The organism is Terrihalobacillus insolitus, assembly GCF_028416575.1.
Taxonomy (GTDB): domain Bacteria; phylum Bacillota; class Bacilli; order Bacillales; family Amphibacillaceae; genus Terrihalobacillus; species Terrihalobacillus insolitus.
In genome coordinates this window covers 16,080-33,454 of the sequence record NZ_JAMQKB010000018.1, presented here as the reverse complement: position 1 = coordinate 33,454, position 17,375 = coordinate 16,080, and the positions used below count along the sequence as shown (strand labels likewise).

16 protein-coding genes, 1 pseudogene and 2 other annotated features are annotated in these 17,375 nt (G+C 38.9%); of the genes and pseudogenes, 13 read left to right on the top strand and 4 right to left on the bottom strand.

Annotated elements, in window-relative coordinates; all coding sequences use genetic code 11:
• Positions 1-4: 4 nt before the first annotated feature.
• Entirely contained in the window at positions 5-1,180 is a 1,176-nt protein-coding gene (locus NC797_RS14235) for a galactokinase (RefSeq protein ID WP_272437474.1), read from the bottom strand.
• 567 nt (positions 1,181-1,747) lie between these two features.
• Between NC797_RS14235 and NC797_RS14230 the strand changes: the two genes are divergently transcribed.
• The gene (locus NC797_RS14230; protein ID WP_272437473.1) at positions 1,748-2,458 is read left to right on the top strand and encodes a LysM peptidoglycan-binding and 3D domain-containing protein; all 711 of its coding nucleotides are present in this window, start codon (positions 1,748-1,750) and stop codon (positions 2,456-2,458) included.
• Positions 2,459-2,472: 14 nt separating this feature from the next.
• Here the strand turns inward: NC797_RS14230 and NC797_RS14225 are convergent, their stop codons facing one another.
• Complete coding sequence (locus NC797_RS14225; protein ID WP_272437472.1) at positions 2,473-2,637, bottom strand: hypothetical protein; 165 nt, start codon at positions 2,635-2,637, stop codon at positions 2,473-2,475.
• A 202-nt stretch (positions 2,638-2,839) separates the two neighbouring features.
• Here NC797_RS14225 and NC797_RS14220 point away from each other — a divergent pair.
• From NC797_RS14220 to trpA, 10 genes and pseudogenes are all read left to right on the top strand, one after another.
• Positions 2,840-3,083, top strand: a pseudogene (locus NC797_RS14220) (transposase).
• An 11-nt stretch (positions 3,084-3,094) separates the two neighbouring features.
• Complete coding sequence (locus tag NC797_RS14215; RefSeq protein ID WP_272437471.1) at positions 3,095-4,207, top strand: transposase; 1,113 nt, start codon at positions 3,095-3,097, stop codon at positions 4,205-4,207.
• 396 nt (positions 4,208-4,603) lie between these two features.
• Positions 4,604-5,713 carry a DEAD/DEAH box helicase gene (locus NC797_RS14210; protein WP_272437470.1) on the top strand — a complete coding sequence of 370 codons (1,110 nt, stop codon included), beginning with the start codon at positions 4,604-4,606 and terminating at the stop codon, positions 5,711-5,713.
• A gap of 83 nt (positions 5,714-5,796) precedes the next feature.
• Positions 5,797-6,046: a binding site (T-box leader), on the top strand.
• Positions 6,047-6,083: 37 nt separating this feature from the next.
• Positions 6,084-6,356: a binding site (T-box leader), on the top strand.
• A gap of 275 nt (positions 6,357-6,631) precedes the next feature.
• Positions 6,632-8,044: an anthranilate synthase component I gene (gene trpE / locus NC797_RS14205; protein ID WP_272437469.1), complete on the top strand. Its 1,413-nt coding sequence runs from the start codon at positions 6,632-6,634 to the stop codon at positions 8,042-8,044.
• Positions 8,028-8,618, top strand: a complete 591-nt coding sequence (locus tag NC797_RS14200; RefSeq protein ID WP_272437468.1) for an anthranilate synthase component II — start codon at positions 8,028-8,030, stop codon at positions 8,616-8,618. Before trpE ends, NC797_RS14200 begins: the two co-directional genes overlap by 17 nt.
• Before the next feature lie 30 nt (positions 8,619-8,648).
• Positions 8,649-9,671 carry an anthranilate phosphoribosyltransferase gene (trpD, locus tag NC797_RS14195; protein ID WP_272437467.1) on the top strand — a complete coding sequence of 341 codons (1,023 nt, stop codon included), beginning with the start codon at positions 8,649-8,651 and terminating at the stop codon, positions 9,669-9,671.
• A 2-nt stretch (positions 9,672-9,673) separates the two neighbouring features.
• Positions 9,674-10,444 carry an indole-3-glycerol phosphate synthase TrpC gene (trpC, locus tag NC797_RS14190; RefSeq protein ID WP_272437466.1) on the top strand — a complete coding sequence of 257 codons (771 nt, stop codon included), beginning with the start codon at positions 9,674-9,676 and terminating at the stop codon, positions 10,442-10,444.
• Positions 10,445-10,457: 13 nt separating this feature from the next.
• Positions 10,458-11,111, top strand: coding sequence for a phosphoribosylanthranilate isomerase (locus tag NC797_RS14185; protein WP_272437465.1), 654 nt, complete (start codon positions 10,458-10,460; stop codon positions 11,109-11,111).
• Positions 11,089-12,294 carry a tryptophan synthase subunit beta gene (trpB, locus tag NC797_RS14180; RefSeq protein ID WP_272437464.1) on the top strand — a complete coding sequence of 402 codons (1,206 nt, stop codon included), beginning with the start codon at positions 11,089-11,091 and terminating at the stop codon, positions 12,292-12,294. Before NC797_RS14185 ends, trpB begins: the two co-directional genes overlap by 23 nt.
• Positions 12,287-13,075, top strand: a complete 789-nt coding sequence (gene trpA, locus NC797_RS14175) for a tryptophan synthase subunit alpha (RefSeq protein WP_272437463.1) — start codon at positions 12,287-12,289, stop codon at positions 13,073-13,075. The genes trpB and trpA overlap by 8 nt, the downstream gene beginning before the upstream one ends.
• A 142-nt stretch (positions 13,076-13,217) precedes the next feature.
• Here trpA and NC797_RS14170 read toward each other — a convergent pair whose 3' ends face one another.
• On the bottom strand, positions 13,218-14,837 hold the full coding sequence (locus NC797_RS14170) for an ABC-F family ATP-binding cassette domain-containing protein (protein ID WP_272437462.1): 1,620 nt from the start codon (positions 14,835-14,837) through the stop codon (positions 13,218-13,220).
• Positions 14,838-15,002: 165 nt separating this feature from the next.
• Positions 15,003-15,968: a cation diffusion facilitator family transporter gene (locus tag NC797_RS14165; protein WP_272437461.1), complete on the bottom strand. Its 966-nt coding sequence runs from the start codon at positions 15,966-15,968 to the stop codon at positions 15,003-15,005.
• A 207-nt stretch (positions 15,969-16,175) separates the two neighbouring features.
• Here NC797_RS14165 and NC797_RS14160 point away from each other — a divergent pair, with 207 nt between their 5' ends.
• Complete coding sequence (locus tag NC797_RS14160; protein WP_272437460.1) at positions 16,176-16,916, top strand: ZIP family metal transporter; 741 nt, start codon at positions 16,176-16,178, stop codon at positions 16,914-16,916.
• 94 nt (positions 16,917-17,010) lie between these two features.
• Positions 17,011-17,343 (top strand): ArsR/SmtB family transcription factor, encoded by a 333-nt coding sequence (locus tag NC797_RS14155; RefSeq protein ID WP_272437459.1) that lies wholly within the window; start codon positions 17,011-17,013, stop codon positions 17,341-17,343.
• The last annotated feature ends 32 nt before the right edge of the window (positions 17,344-17,375 follow it).

Sequence of the window (17,375 nt, the reverse complement as noted above, 5' to 3'; positions counted from 1 at the left end):
ATCACTACCAGATACTAAGTTCTTTTGCCTCATCGCCAATTGTTGCTGTATAAAATGTAGCTTCATAGCCGACTTTCTTTTGATAAATGCGGTTGACATTTTGACGGAAACTGTCGATCTGTTCAATCGGGATAATTGCAATCGCGCATCCACCAAAGCCCGCACCTGTCATCCTAGCGCCAACAACGCCATCTTGTTCCCATGCTGCCTTTGTGATCGTGTCTAGTTCGTGCCCTGTAACCTCATAGTCGTTTTGAAGAGATAAATGAGACTGATTCATTAACGCGCCAAATCCAAAAAGATCATGTTGTTGTAGTTTTTCAAGTGCTTCTATTGTACGAGCGTTTTCATATACAACATGCTTTGCGCGTTTACGGTTTATCTCATCCGTAATTAAATGTTTATGCTGTTCAAATTGATCCTTTGTTACATCACCAAGATGATTAATGTCTAGTTTCGTTTGAAGATCTTTTAATGCGAACTCACACTGGATTCTTCTTTCATTGTATTTTGATCCAGCCAGCGTTCTTCTTTTATTTGTATTCATCATTATAATAACATGCTGATCGAGTGCTAAGGGGGCATATTGGTAGTCTAATGTTTGGCAGTTTAATAGGAGGGCATGATCTTTCTTACCCATTCCGATCGCAAACTGGTCCATGATACCACTATTCACACCGATGTACTCGTTTTCAACCTGTTGTCCGACTTGTATCATGCGGATCCGGTCTTTTTTTAATTGATACATGCTTTCTAATAATATGCCTGTTACCATTTCAATTGAGGCAGATGAGGAAAGTCCTGCTCCGTTAGGAATATTTCCGTAGTATAAGATGTCTGCTCCATGCGAAAGGGTGTGCCCTTCTTCCATCATATAGTGTATCATGCCTTTCGAATAATTGGCCCAGTCATGTTCATCATTATAGGCTAAATTAGATAGATCACACTCTACTATTCCTGTTTCGGGAAAATTCATAGAATAAAATCGCAGCTTTTGATCGGTTCGTTTCGTTGCTAGTGCATAGGTTCCGAATGAAATAGCTGCTGGGAATACGTGACCACCATTATAGTCCATATGTTCACCGATTAAATTAATCCGACCTGGAGCAAAGAATATCCTGGGTGTGGCTCCTGCCGAAAACTGTTTGTTAAATTCGTTGATGAGCTCTGGAATCGTCATACTGTTCCTCCTACACATTACCAATTATTTAACTTAATTAAATTAATTAACTATCTAAAGCATACAATGAACAGCACTCGTATTCAACTGATATATGTAAAAAATTTTTGAAAAATAATTTTAGAGGTTGTTCAAACAAAAAAATAAAACGCACTTGACAAAAATAAAAAGTTTGATATAGTGGAATTAGTTGATAATGATTATCAATATCATATCAGTCATGCTGATAAAATTGCTTAATCATGTTTACCCCAAGTGATATACAACTTTTTTGCCTGGCCCTATGGTGCATGTTACCCCCATCACCATAGGGCTATTTTTGTGCGAAAACGCGAACTTGTTTCAGCAAGCTGAAACAAAATGGTAGAAGTATTCACGAGGAAGTAGCATTAAATTCACATTTTTATAAAAAAATGAAGGATCAAGGTATAAATCTATTAATTCCGTCCCATAATGAGAAAGGGTTCTATTATTTGTAACCTTTGTAATAGACACTTAAGCAAACTGTAACCAAAGTGTCTAGTAAATATGTTAGGATATGTCGTGTTACAAAAAGGAGGAAAAGAAATGAAGAAAACGATAGTTTCTCTAGCTTTGTTCCTCATAATCGCAAGTAGTTTTGGAACAACTGCATCCGCTAAGCAATACCAGGTGGAGTTGGGAGATAGTTTGTGGGAGATAGCTAATACGTTTGGTACCTCTGTAAATCGCTTAAAGAATAAGAACGACTTACGCTCAGACCTAATTTTTCCAGAACAATTACTAGAAATAGATGTGGAACAAACGTATATAGTAGAAAAAGGTGATACACTCTCATATATTGCATTAGAATATGATGTAACGGTTGATGAATTACTAGAGTGGAATGACCTTGATTCCGATTTAATTTTGCCAGAGCAGAAGTTAACGGTGTTTACAGATCCAGTTGATTCTGATCGTGGACAAGCCGTTTCAGCTGAAGCGCAAGCAGTTACATCAGAACAAACCCAGGAAACACTGACCGTAACTGCAACAGCCTATACTGCTGATTGCGAAGGCTGTTCAGGCATAACGAAAACCGGTATTAACTTAAATAATGATAGAGATGCAAAAGTAATAGCTGTTGACCCTGAAGTGATTCCACTTGGTACGAAAGTTTATGTAGAAGGCTACGGAGAGGCAATAGCCGGAGATGTTGGTAGTGCAATTGTCGGAAATAGAATCGACATCAATGTTCCAACAAAAGAACAAGCCTATGAGTGGGGCGTTCGAAAAGTAAAAGTGACGATATTAGGATAGAAATGAGGGAGCTACTATGTTAGCTCCCTCATTTCTATGAAATAATCAGGCTGACCATTGCTAGATGCCTCGTTATCTATTTGTTTTTCTCGATCTGGTTGGTTGGCCAAATTGGCAAACCCAATAATGCCAAATACTAGAATAATGAGAAGAAATATTAGGGTTAGTACGTTTTTCATTTTGTGGATTCTCCCCTTTCTTTTCCTCTTTCTATTTTAACGCACTTCCGAAAGAAGTCTCCCTCTTCAAGCGTGTGAAGGGCTTAGCCCAACGATAAGGGGGAGATGAATTTCGGTTGGGCTTAGCCCAAAGGCTTTTTCTTTTGTCTTTTTTCTCAATGTGGTATAATCAGTATTATAAAGTACAAGGATTGTTATAACAATGAAATTAGACAGTAATAATCATTCAGTATTATTGATGTATTACCACCTTGTGTTGTGAATTATCGAAGTTTATCATTGCCTATAAAAGTGCCAGTTCAAGACTTATCAAGAAGGATTTCCCTCATGTTCGTAAAAGGCTATGGAAAGAAATGTTTTGGTCAAGAAGTTTTTGTTTGTTGACGACTGGTGGTTCGCCTATCGAAATGGTGAAAAAATATATTGAAAACCAAGTGATAAAGTGAGGTGATTTGATATGGCTAAACAAAATAAAGCGTATAAGTTTAGGTTGTATCCAACAGATGAACAAGCTTTGGTTATACGCAAAACTTTCGGCTGTGTTCGTTTTGTCTACAACAAAATGTTAGCAGAACGAAAAGAAACGTATGAAAGCCTAAAAGAGGATAAAGGAGCATTGAAAAAGGTAAAACATTCAACTCCCGCTAAATACAAAAAAGAATTCGAATGGCTAAAAGAAGTGGACTCTTTGGCATTAGCGAACGCTCAACTGAACTTAGATAAGGCATATAAGGCCTTTTTCAAAGGTAACGCTAAGTTTCCAAAATTCAAAAGTAAGCGACATAAACAAAGTTACACAACAAATCTCGTCAATGGAAATATTGAATTGTTCGATGGTCATATCAAATTACCTAAACTGAAAAAGGTTAAAGTCAAACAACACAGAGAAATACCTTTGGAATGCAAAATGAAATCCTGTACCCTATCTATGACTGCATCAGGAAAATACTATATTTCTATTCTTACAGAGTGTGAGAAGGAGATCGAAGCGAAAGAAATTCAAGACGTTGTAGGGTTAGACTTTGCGATGGATGGGTTGTTTGTTGATAGTGAAGGTGAGAAAGCCAATTACCCTAAGTATTATCGACAAATGCTTGAGAAATTAGCAAAAGAACAACGTAAACTTTCCCGTAAAAAGAAAGGCTCTTCCAATTGGAATAAACAACGAATTCGAGTAGCTAATATTCAAGAGAAAGCAGCCAATCAACGTAAGAACTTTCTTCACCATAAATCAAAGGAGTTAGTGTCTAACTTTGATGCTGTTGTAATTGAGGATTTAGACATGAAAGGAATGTCACAAGCACTTAAATTCGGCAAAAGCATAGCTGATAATGGGTGGGGAATGTTCACTTCTTTCTTACAGTACAAATTAAAAGGACAAGGGAAACAACTTGTCAAAATAGACAAATGGTTTCCATCTACTAAAACTTGCTCGAATTGTGGAAATACTCAACCAATGCCTATGAATATTAGGATGTATGTTTGTTTATGTGGACTAAATCTTGATAGAGATTACAATTCAGCACTAAACATCAAAAAAGAAGGCATTCGCTTATTAGCAACTGCCTAAAGACAATATGAACTCTTGGAACAAGAGGGTTAGCTTGGTCAATTTTGTCAGCTACCAAAAGTGGCGATTACCCAAGAAGCCCCCACTTCAAGCAACCCGCAAGGATGGTAAGTGGTGGGAGTAGTTCACTTGGTTATCTACCATTATTCCATAGTAAATACTAGCAAATGTACACAAATCTCAGAAAGAGTCTTTATGATCGCCACGTCCTTTCCGTTAAAATTAGGTCAACGTGTGTTACCATTTAATTTCGCGGAATAGAAAGGTTGTCGTTTGGAATGCTAAACATGCATGGTATGATAGAAGAAAACTATAAGATGATGTTCAAAAAGTCACCAAATGATAAGCGGCGACTTTTTGAACACGCACTTTAAGGCAAAAAGGGAGTAGTTGATTTTGACTGATTTTCAAATGCTCGGAATCTCTAGCGAACAGATTGAGATGTTAAAGGAACTTGGTATACATACTCCGACCGAGGTTCAACGAGAAACGATTCCGGTATTACTCGAAAAAAAGGACGCGATTGTTCAAGCGCAAACAGGAACAGGGAAAACGCTGGCATTTTTGTTACCGATTCTCGAAAGGATTGATCCTGAACAAACATCTGTCCAGGCATTAATCGTTTCACCTACGAGAGAACTTGCGCGACAGATCACGGATGATCTTACAGAATTACTTCATAAAAAAAAGCATGTTCATGCACTATCTATTTATGGGGGGCAGGACATCGAGCATCAGCTTAAGAAACTAAAACATGTCATTCATGTGGTAGTAGCAACACCAGGTAGATTGCTGGATCACATTAGGAGAAATACAGTTGATTTATCGAACATTCGCATGTTTGTTTTGGACGAGGCTGATCAAATGCTGCACATGGGATTTTTGCCGGATGTAGAAGAAGTGATGCAACAGTTGCCTAGTACAAGACAATCCATGCTTTTTTCGGCAACCATGCCTCAAGAGATTAAACATATAGCAAATCATTATCTTATAGATCCTGTTGATATACAAATTATGGGAAAGAATATTACTCTTGAAGAAGTAAAACAAATGGTAATTGAAACAACTGATCGTGAGAAACAGAATCAATTAATGACAGTACTAAATCAGTTTCACCCATTCCTCGCGGTTATTTTTTGTCGGACGAAGCGGAGGGTGATGAAACTAAATGCAGCGTTGCAGATGAATGGTTATGAAGCAGATGAGCTCCATGGTGATTTGTCGCAAGCCAAACGAGAAAAGGTCATGCAACGATTTCGCGACATGAAAATTCAATACTTAGTTGCAACAGATGTCGCAGCACGGGGGATTGATGTAGAAGGGATAACACATGTTTTCAATTATGACATTCCACAAGATGTTGAGAGCTATATCCATCGAATTGGACGTACTGCTCGGGCTGGTGGAACGGGCATCGCTGTGACCTTTGTTGCACCAAAGGATAAGCAATACTTAACGATTATTGAGCGCGGTATTAAAACAAAAATTAAGAAGAAAACATTATGAAGTAGACACATATGTAATTTTAGTCATTGACAAATGATCATGATCGTCATATGATAAGAACAACATTAGAAATTACGGATAATTTATAAGCGTTGATGAAGAAGAGTAGCTTATATTACCTCTAAAGAGAGCTGGTGGGTGGTGTGAACCAGTGTGTGTAGTTAAGTGAATGGGCTTCGGAGCTTCCAAACCGAACTTATGAAACAGTAGGCTTTGGCGAATTGTCTCATCGTTACACGAGGCAGAAACGAAGAATCAATATTTATCTTCGTTTCGTTAAAGTGGCTGTTGTGCAGCTAATAAGGTGGTACCACGGGTTTCCTCGTCCTTTTGGATAGGGAGGCTTTTTTTATTGTCAAAACATAACCAATTCAAATCAATGATTAAGAGTAGTATGCTTACCAATTCGTTACAGAGAGCCGGTGGCGCTGGAATACCGGTACGAACGTTAGCAGAATGGACTTAAGAGAGGTATCCTGAACACGATCGTAGGGATACACGGGGTTCTTCCGTTACAGGGATAGGGTACAAGGTGATGACAGAATGACTTAAGCAAATGCATCCAAAACCTTGTCAAACCCGATAAGTGGAAGGATCCGTTGTCCTTCAATAGTGGTGGCACCGCGGTAGAACCGTCCCCTATACACAAACCTAGTTTGTGTATAGGGGACTTTTTTCGTTGTCGTTACACAATCATAGAGCGTCGTTACAAATAAATAATCGTAAAAAAAGGATGTTCAAAAATTCATCAAATGATAAGCTGCGCATCTCTTCGTTGGCTTGTTTTTCCGGTGCTCATGTAGGCTATGTCTACACTGCGCTCCTCAAAACTACGCCGCCTCGACCTGCTTGCTTCTAATTTGTCGACTTTTTGAACACGCACTAAAATAAATACTATTTAAAAAGGAGACATGGGTCATGGGAACGACAGGAACACAAGCTATTTCGTATAAAACAAGGGATATTGTCGGGGACACGTTAACCCCAATAGCAGTATTTAATCGACTGAAGGGTACGAAAAAGTTTTTACTAGAGAGCTCTGCAAAGCTGTCTGAAAAAGGAAGATATTCTTTTATTGGTGCGAATCCGTACAAAGAGATCGTAGGACGTGGCACAACGACAACGTGTATGTATACGAAAGAAAATAGGGAGGAAGTAGAACAAGGTAGGCCTCTTGATATCGTGAAAAGGCACATTCCACAAATTGATTTGCAGCTTCCATTTGCCTTTTATGGTGGTGCAATTGGCTACATTGGCTACGATAGCATTCGGGCTTACGAAGCAATTGGAGAAGAACCAGATGATCAAGTAGGGATGCCGGATGTCCATCTTATGTTTTACCAGGATGTGATTATTTTTGATCACGTCAAACAAACGGTATCGATTGTAGCAATAAATGTAGATGGAAAAAGGTCTGAGGATCAATTAGAGGAACGGATCACACAAATACAATCAGAAATAGTGCAAGACAAACAGGCTACGTCTCAACGATCAGATAGAGCGGCATTCAAACCAATGGTAAAAAAAGAAGCTTTTTTAAAAATGGTAGATCAAGCAAAACAGCGGATTATCGCAGGGGATATTTTTCAAGTCGTTCTATCGCAACGAATGAAAGCAACCTTTGAATCGGATCCATTTACCTTTTACCGTAGCTTACGAAGGTCAAACCCTTCACCATATATGTTTTATATCGACTTCGATGATTATACGGTATTGGGTGCCTCTCCAGAAAGTTTAATTAAAACACAAGGGGATCAAATCATCACGAACCCAATTGCTGGTACAAGACGACGAGGAAAAACAAAAGAAGAAGATGATGCTTTAGCAGAAGAATTACTATTAGATGAAAAAGAACTTGCAGAACACAAGATGTTAGTCGATCTTAGTAGGAATGACCTTGGTAGAGTTTGTGAAATAGGGTCGATTACCATACCAAAATATATGACGATTGAACGTTATCAACATGTTATGCACATTGTGTCAGAAGTCCAAGGCACACTCGACAAAACACACAGTCCATTGGATGCACTGATTTCAACCTTGCCGGCAGGAACAGTTTCAGGTGCACCAAAAATACGAGCAATGCAAATCATTAATGAGTTAGAAAAACAAAGACGTGGCGTATATGCTGGATCTGTCGGTTATATTAACTTCAACGGGGATCTTGATTTTGCATTAGCCATTCGCACGTTAGTTATTAAAAATAATGAAGCATATGTGCAAGCCGGTGCAGGAATTGTGTATGACTCAGACCCAGAAAAGGAATACGAAGAAACCCTTAATAAAGCCAAATCACTCTTGGAGGTGGAAGCAAATGATTTTATTGATTGATAATTATGATTCGTTTACCTATAATCTCTTTCAATACATTTCGGAACTTGGTAAGGAAGTGCAAGTTGTCCGTAATGATGAAATAACCGTAAATGAAATAAAAGAACGTAGACCTGAAGTAATTATTCTTTCCCCAGGACCTGGAACACCGGATGAAGCGGGAATTTGTATAGAAGTTGTACAAAAATTAGGCGACACCCTTCCGATTTTAGGTATTTGCTTGGGCCATCAAGCAATTGGAGCAGCATTCGGCGGCAACATTATACAAGCGAAAATGATTAAGCACGGGAAAACATCAAAGCTAAAATATAATGACAATCAAATTTTCAAACGACTTGATCATCCATTAGAAGTCATGCGGTATCACTCATTAGTAATAGAAAAAGAAACGATTCCATCTGAGCTAGAAATTCTGGCAACCTCAGAGGAGGACGATGAAATTATGGCGGTGAAACATAAGCAATTACCGATTTATGGCCTTCAGTTTCATCCGGAGTCAATCGGAACAAAGGTTGGGAAACAAATCCTGCAAAACTACTTTACCTTTGTTAAGGAAGCTACAATCGTACATTAAGTTAAAAAATAGGAGAGAGGAGCTTGTAAAATGAAAGATTTTTTGAATAAATTAGTAAATCAACAATCATTAACCTTAGAGGAGATGCATGATGCAACGAGGCAGTTGTTTGCCGAGGAAACGTCACATGCAGAGATTGGTGCATTTCTAACAGCATTACGTGCGAAGGGTGAAAGTGCAGATGAAATCACAGGACTTGTAAACATAATTAGAGAAAAATCGCTAACCGTCCCACATAAATTGGATCATGTGATGGACAACTGTGGTACCGGTGGGGATGGCTCGCAAAGCTTTAATGTGAGTACTACCTCAGCCTTTGTTATTGCTGGGGCTGGAATCAAAATCGCAAAGCACGGAAACCGTAGCATTTCTAGTAAAACTGGTAGTGCCGACGTATTGGAACATTTAGGGGTTTCCCTCCAATTTAATGGGGAACAAATGAATGAACTGTTAGAGGATAACGGCATTGCTTTTCTGTTTGCGCCACATGTACATCCAGCATTAAAAAAAATCATGAGTGTTCGACGTGAGCTGAGAATTCCCACCATATTTAACTTGATCGGGCCACTTACGAATCCGATGGAGCTAGATACCCAGTTATTGGGGATTTACCGCCGTGATATGTTAGACATGATGGCAAATGTACTCCATCGTTTAGGTAGAAAAAGAGCAATTGTAATCAATGGTGCTGGTTCCATGGATGAGGCTTCCCTTGCAGGCGAAAATCATGTTACCTTATTAGAACGTGGTGAACTTGTTCGATTCACACTAACACCAGAAGAAGTCGGGTTACCAGTTTACGACAATGAAATCATTAAAGGTGGAGACGCGCAAGAAAATGCCGCCATTTTATATAACGTTTTAAAAGGGGAAAAGGGAGCACATCGAGATACCGTTTTGCTAAACGCAGGTCTAGCTATTTTTGCTAGTGGAACGGCAGAAACGGTTCAAGACGGTGTGGCAGTTGCAAAGGAAAGTATTGATTCAGGGGCTGCTTTGGCGAAGCTAGAATACCTAGTAAATTACAGTAAAAAAGCGCACAAGGCGGTGTAAGAATGACAATATTAGATCAGATTTTGCAAGAAAAAGAAAAAGAAGTACGTCATCTAAAAGCTACGTTTACGGTAGATTCAACTGTTCCATATCAAAAACGATCGTTATTTGATCGGTTTCAGCAGTCGGATCGGATGAATATTATTGCGGAAATAAAACGATCCTCACCTTCTAGAGGAATCATTAATCAAAACGTAGATCCGCGCAACCAAGCGAAAGACTATGAAACTTCAGGTGCTGGAGCAATTTCCGTGTTGACAGATGAACCCTTTTTTAAAGGAACAATGGAAGATTTACGAGCTGTTAGGGAAGAGGTGAATCTCCCCATCCTGTGTAAAGATTTTATTATCGATGAGATTCAAATTAACCGTGCCAAGCAATATGGAGCAAATGTCATTTTGTTAATTGTTGCAGCATTATCCAAAGAGCGTCTCCAAGCTTTGTTCACCTATGCCAGAGGGTTAGACCTTGAGGTTTTAGTGGAAGTGCATAATGAACAAGAGCTGGAACTGGCACAAGAAACAGGTGCTACTATTATTGGGATCAACAACCGAAATTTAAAGACATTTGAGGTTGACTTAGCCATAACCGAGCGACTTGCTGGCAGTGTAAACAGTAATGAAACATTGTTAATAAGTGAGAGTGGATTTCGTTCAACGGAGGATGTAGCGCGAGTAAAACAGAACGGCGTAAAAGGTATTTTAGTTGGGGAAACTATGATGCGTTCTGAAAATCTTCAACATACCTTTGATGCTTTAAGGGTAAATCTGTAGGGGGTAATGGTACATGCAAGTCAAAATATGCGGGATTAAGACAATCGAAGCAGCTCAACATGCAGTTCAAAATGGTGCTGATTTGATCGGGTTCGTTTTTGCCAAAAGTAAAAGGCGAATAACGAAGGAACAAGCGAAAGAAATTGCACAGATTATCCCAGGTCACGTAAAAAAAGTTGGAGTATTTGTGAATGAACCGCTCGACTCGATAAAGGACATCGCAGCAACTGTTGGACTGGACTATGTTCAACTGCATGGCGATGAAACACCAGAATTTTGTGATGCTGTTCCTTATCCTGTCATCAAGGCATTTTCGATTCAATCAAAAGAAGATTTTTATGCAATTCGCGATTATAAGTGTACCTACTTTCTACTCGATAGCCCATCTGGTAAATATCGTGGCGGAAATGGAACGGCATTTGACTGGAGTTTAACGAAGCACTTATCAAATGTAAAAGGAAAGGTAATCCTAGCTGGTGGACTATCGAGTGAAAATGTATCCCAAGCAATCGCAGAAGCTAATCCACAAGGGGTAGATGTTTCAAGCGGTGTCGAGACAGATGGAGAAAAGGATTTAAATAAAATTACCGCCTTTATTAGAGAGGCAAAGAAAGCAACCACTATCGAAAAGGATCGTGATCATAATGACAAGCTACACACATCCTGACCAACAAGGCCATTTTGGCTCTTTTGGGGGGAGATTTGTACCAGAAACACTCATGCCTGCAGTTTTAGAGCTGGAAAAGGCATATGAAACTGCCATCAAAGATCCAGACTTTACAAAGGAATTGGATTATTATTTTAAGCAATATATTGGGAGAGAAACGCCACTTTATTATGCGGAGCATTTGTCAAAGCAGCTAGGCGGTCCCAAAATTTATTTAAAAAGAGAAGATTTAAACCATACAGGTGCACACAAAATTAACAATGCCATCGGTCAGGCACTATTAACAGTGAGAATGGGTAAGAAAAAGGTAGTTGCCGAAACGGGTGCAGGTCAGCACGGGGTCGCTACTGCTACGGTTTGTGCATTACTAGGTTTAGATTGCGTAATCTTCATGGGGAAGGAGGACATTCGTCGCCAAAAGTTAAATGTATTCCGGATGGAGCTGTTAGGTGCACGAGTAGAAAGTGTTGATCAAGGTAGTGGAACTTTAAAAGATGCGGTTAATGAAGCATTGCGCTATTGGGTAAGCAATGTAGAAGATACGCACTACATTATCGGTTCTGTTGTCGGTCCACATCCTTTCCCACAAATCGTTCGTGATTTTCAAAGTGTCATTGGATCGGAAACGAAACAGCAAATTCTTGCACAAGTTGGGAGACTACCAGAGGCGGTAGTAGCTTGTATTGGTGGTGGAAGTAATGCAATGGGAATGTTTTATCCATTTGTAGAAGATAAAGAAGTGAAGCTATATGGAGTGGAGGCAGGTGGATCTGGGCTCGAAACCGGAAAACACGCTGCAACGTTAACAGATGGACAGTCTGGAATTCTGCACGGAACAATGACGTATTTGCTCCAGGATGAAAATGGACAAATTCAAGAAGCGCACTCAATTTCTGCTGGACTAGATTATCCAGGAGTTGGTCCTGAGCATAGCTTTTTAAAGGAAATGGATCGTGTGACGTATGACTCGATTACAGATAAGGAAGCACTGGACGCTTTACAGCTGTTGTGCAAAACGGAAGGAATCTTACCTGCATTAGAGAGTGCACATGCAATCGCCTATAGCGTGAAGCTAGCTAAAGTGATGAAGCAAGATGACACAATGGTCGTCTGCTTATCTGGGCGTGGAGACAAAGATGTTGAAACGGTAAGAGATGCCCTTGGAGGTGAGGCAAATGGGTAAACAAAGGTTAGATCAAGCTTTTGCAAAAGTTCTAGAAGATGGTGATAAAGCGTTCGTCCCGTATATAATGGCAGGTGATGGTGGGCTAGATCAACTTGAGAATCGCCTACAGTTTTTAGAGGAAAGTGGTGCAACCGTTGTTGAGCTTGGTATTCCATTTTCTGATCCTGTTGCAGATGGTCCAACCATCCAGGCAGCTGGATTACGTGCACTTGAACATGGGGTTAGCTTGCGTGCAGTGTTAGATGAGTTGAAACGAATAAAAGAGAAGCGCACGATTCCAGTGGTACTTATGACTTATATGAATCCGATCTATGCTGTTGGAGTTAAAGACTTTGCGAAAGAGTGTGATGAAGCGGGTGTTGATGGTTTAATCATTCCGGACTTACCATTGGAAGAGGAGACAATCATTACCGAGGAAATAAAAGCACATGACATTGCGCTTATCCGACTAGCGGCTTTAACAAGTACGAAGGAAAGGCTAGTAGAAATCGCAAAACGAACAGAAGGTTTCTTATATGCGGTGACCGTTACCGGAACAACAGGAGCAAGAAGTGAGTTCAAACAAAATCTAGCAACACATTTACAGGAACTAAAGCAAATTTGTGAAGCTCCAGTATTGGCAGGTTTTGGTGTATCCACGCCAGAGCATGTGAAAGAGCTTAGTCAATATTGTGACGGGGTTGTAGTTGGTAGTAGGATTGTGGATTTGCTCCATAACAATGACAAGGAGACCATTCGCGAGCTAGTTGGCTCGGCAAGGAAAATGAAGAGTGTATAATGAGATAGGGATAGCCTGCTTATATAGAAGGGCTATCCCTATCTATGTTTTGGATGGAGCGGTAATAATTATTTCCTCACAGATAAGAAAAAAGGCTTAAACAGTGATTATTCATTACCACCATCCAAGCCCGATAATGTTGCTATGCATACATTGCTTCTATTTCCTTCTGTAATCCTTTATCTGCAACATATTCATCATAGCTCATTTCTTTATCCACTAATCCGCTAGGCGTGATTTCGATCAAACGGTTGGAGACACTTTGTACAAACTGGTGGTCATGGGAAGTAAACAGTATAGAGCCTTTAAATTTAACTAAACCATTATTTAAAGCTGTAATGGACTCTAAGTCTAAGTGGTTCGTTGGCTCATCCAGTAATAATACATTGGAATTGCTTAACATCATTTTGGATAGCATGCAACGAACTTTTTCCCCACCAGATAGTATGTTGGACTTTTTCAATGCTTCTTCCCCTGAAAACAACATCCTACCTAAGAAGCCACGTAAAAAGGTCTCGGTTTGGTCATCCGGTGAATATTGGCGTAACCAATCAACGAGATTTAGATCGGCATTTTCAAAGTACTTCGAGTTATCCTTTGGTAAATAGGATTGAGATGTCGTTACACCCCACTTATAGGAACCTTGGTCGGGCTCGATTTCACCCATTAAAATACGCAATAAGGTTGTTTTGGCAACCTCATCTTTACCTACAAGCGCGATTTTGTCATCTTTATTCATCGTAAAGCTTACGTTATCTAACACTCTTTCACCGTCAATTGATTTTGATAAACCCTCTACTCTTAATAAATCATTCCCTATTTCTCGTTCTGGTGAAAAGGCAATGTACGGATAGCGCCTAGAAGATGGTTTGATGTCATCTAACGTAATGTTTTCCAACGTTTTCTTTCGAGAAGTTGCTTGTTTTGATTTTGATGCATTGGCACTAAATCGAGCTACAAAGTTTTGCAACTCTTTTATCTTTTCTTCTTTTTTCTTATTTTGTTCCTGTGCCATTCTAAGTGCAAGCTGGCTTGACTCATACCAGAAATCGTAATTACCAACATAAATTTGGATTTTTCCGTAATCAACATCTGCTATATGGGTACACACTTTGTTAAGGAAGTGACGATCATGAGATACAACGATTACGGTATTCTCAAAGTTAATTAAAAACTCTTCCAGCCATTGGATTGCTTGAATATCAAGGTGGTTCGTTGGCTCGTCAAGTAGTAAAATATCTGGATTACCGAACAAGGCTTGTGCCAGCAATACTTTTACCTTTTCAGAGCCTGTTAAATCGGCCATTTTCTTTTCGTGAAGTTCTTCTTGAATGCCCAACCCTTTTAACAAGACAGCTGCATTGGATTCTGCTTCCCAACCATTTAATTCGGCAAACTCACCTTCTAATTCGGCAGCACGCATTCCGTCTTCCTCAGAGAAATCCGCTTTCATATAAATAGCATCTTTCTCTTCCATAATTTCATAAAGACGCTCATGCCCCATAACAACAGTTTTAAGCACTTCATATTCTTCGTATTCGAAGTGATCCTGTTTTAAAACAGCTAAACGTTCTCCTGTTGAGAGCGAGACGTTTCCTGATTGAGGTTCAATTTCCCCAGAAAGGATTTTTAAAAAGGTTGATTTACCTGCTCCATTTGCACCAATTAATCCATAGCAATTACCAGGTGTAAATTTAATATTTACATCCTCAAACAACTTCTTGTCTCCATATCGCAAACTTACATTATGCACGTTAATCATATATATAAAATTCCTCCAAGTTATCGTTCGATTCAAACCTTAGCTTAAGCGATTTAACACGTGAAGTCAATGAAACACAGTTTTTTAAGCCCGGTGTACGGATTGCTTGAATAAAAAGCTGATTCCTTTTAAGGAATCAGCTTTTACATCGGTCACTACCGTCTATTAATGGTCGTGCTGGTGATCATGGTCGTGATCATGTGAGGAATCACTTCCTTGGCACATGATCGAATCTTCGTGTTCATGTTTGCCTGTTTCCAATTGGATCGTAACGTGCCCAATCCCCTTTTCCACCAATCTTTTTTCAATAGAGGATAGAAGTGTTTGTCCATCTTTGACGGATAATGAATCACTTACAACCGCATGGCAAGATAGAGCATTTTGCCCACTAGTAATACTCCATACATGAAGATCATGAATGCTAATAATCTCAGGTACTTTTTTAAAAGCTTCAACAATATCATCTATATTTACATTTCGTGGCGTACCTTCCATTAACACATGAACGGCATCCTTTGAAACACGCCAGCCACTTATTAGTACAAGAATAGCAACAATCACACTAGCAAGTGGATCTGCCCATCCCCAGTTGAAAAACATAATAAGTAATGCTGCAACAATCGCTCCCACTGATCCTAGCAAGTCACCTAATACGTGTAAAAATGCTGCGCGTATGTTTAAATTCTCTTTCGTGTCTCCGCCGCGTAAAAGCATCCAAGCGACAAGGATGTTTACGAGTAAACCGATCACACCGATAATTAACATTCCGACTGATGCAACTTCAGGCGGGTTTGTAAAACGTTTGTATGCTTCATAAAAGATATAAAACGCGATGGCTATAAGTGTTGCGCCGTTGAAAATTGCTGCTAAAATCTCAAATCGCTTGTATCCATACGTTTTACTATAATTAGCAGCCTTTTCACCTAACGTAAAGGCTAACAGTCCAACACCAAGCGATACAGAGTCACTTAACATATGCCCTGCATCTGATAAAAGTGCAAGGGAATTCGTTAAAAATCCGCCAATTGCTTCTACAAGCATATAACCAGTAGTAATGAAAAATCCAATCATTAATACACGTTTGTTTGCTCCATGTGTATGATCATGTCCGTGATCATGTCCGTGTCCCATTATAGCACCTCCTACAACAATATATGAGTATATTATCATATATAACATTAATATGAAACAATAATTTATTATTTTCATAAAAAGTATACCCAAATGTTGCAAACTCATTCACATATAAAATATGGACGAGTTATCATAATTTCATTTTTACTCATGTATATTTTAAAAAAGCTTCTCACAAAACATCAACGGTTAGGACGGATAAAAATGGATATGGATAAAATGATTCTAGTAAGTGTTTTAGCACTTACTGGTTTATTTCTCGGCGGAGTATTAGCTAGTATTATGAACAAAGTCATCAAACAAGTAAGCAAGCTATATGTTTATTCAGGAGCACTCGTTTTTGGGATGGTTTTGTTTGAAATTATACCTGAAACATCTGCCGCATTTGATTGGTTTGGATTAACCATCAGTATCGCAATTGGGCTTGTGCTCATGCATCAAATTCATCTTTTTACCCATTCATTACAAGAAAAACAATCAAAAACGAGAGCTATTTCTTTAAGCACTTTTTTTCTTGTTATAGCAATAGCCATCCACAATTTTCCATCTGGAATTGCAATATCTTCTAACGCGGCTAATAATAATCTAACAGATGAATTGATTTTTTCATTTATCATTCATCAAATACCTGAAGGACTTGCCATCTTTCTTTCTTTAATCAGTGCTGGAAGCGTGGTTTACTCCATGTTATCCTTTGTTTCATTTATTCTTTTTTTGGCATTATGCTTCTTTATTGCTTTACTCATAGGGGAACAAGGGATATTCCAAGATATACGAATTAGAGCTATTTTTATGGGGATATCAATCGGTACTTTATGCTATGTTAGTGTAATTGAATTAATCATGGGGTCCTTTCGAAGTTTACGTTTAAAGCACTTCGTTCAATATTTTGGCATGGGGCTGTTAACTATTTTTTTCTACGTTCATTATGTCCAAATTCATTAATTATAACAGTGCAATGATTGTTGACAAGCTGTTGTGGTTTGGGTAAAATCGGGTTCATATAAAGGATCGTTTTTACTATATGAGGTGTCAGTAGATGGATAAACAGAAAGATGATCGTAAGGATGAGGAAGAATATCGTGAGCTAGATGACGAAACGTTGTTTGTTGTATCCCAATCGTTTAAAGCATTAAGTGATCCGACTAGAATTAGAATTTTATATTTGTTATTTAACAAAGAGTTATCTGTAAATGAAATTGCAGACACATTGCACTTAAGACAGTCAACGGTTTCACACCAATTACGCTTTTTGAAAAATCTGCGATTAGTAAAATATCGTAGAGCAGGAACTACCTTGTTTTATTCCCATGACGATGAGCATGTCATGGATGTTTTGAAGCAGACAATCAACCACGCCCTTCATCATTAGCAAATGAATGCGTAGCCATATGGAAAAAAAAG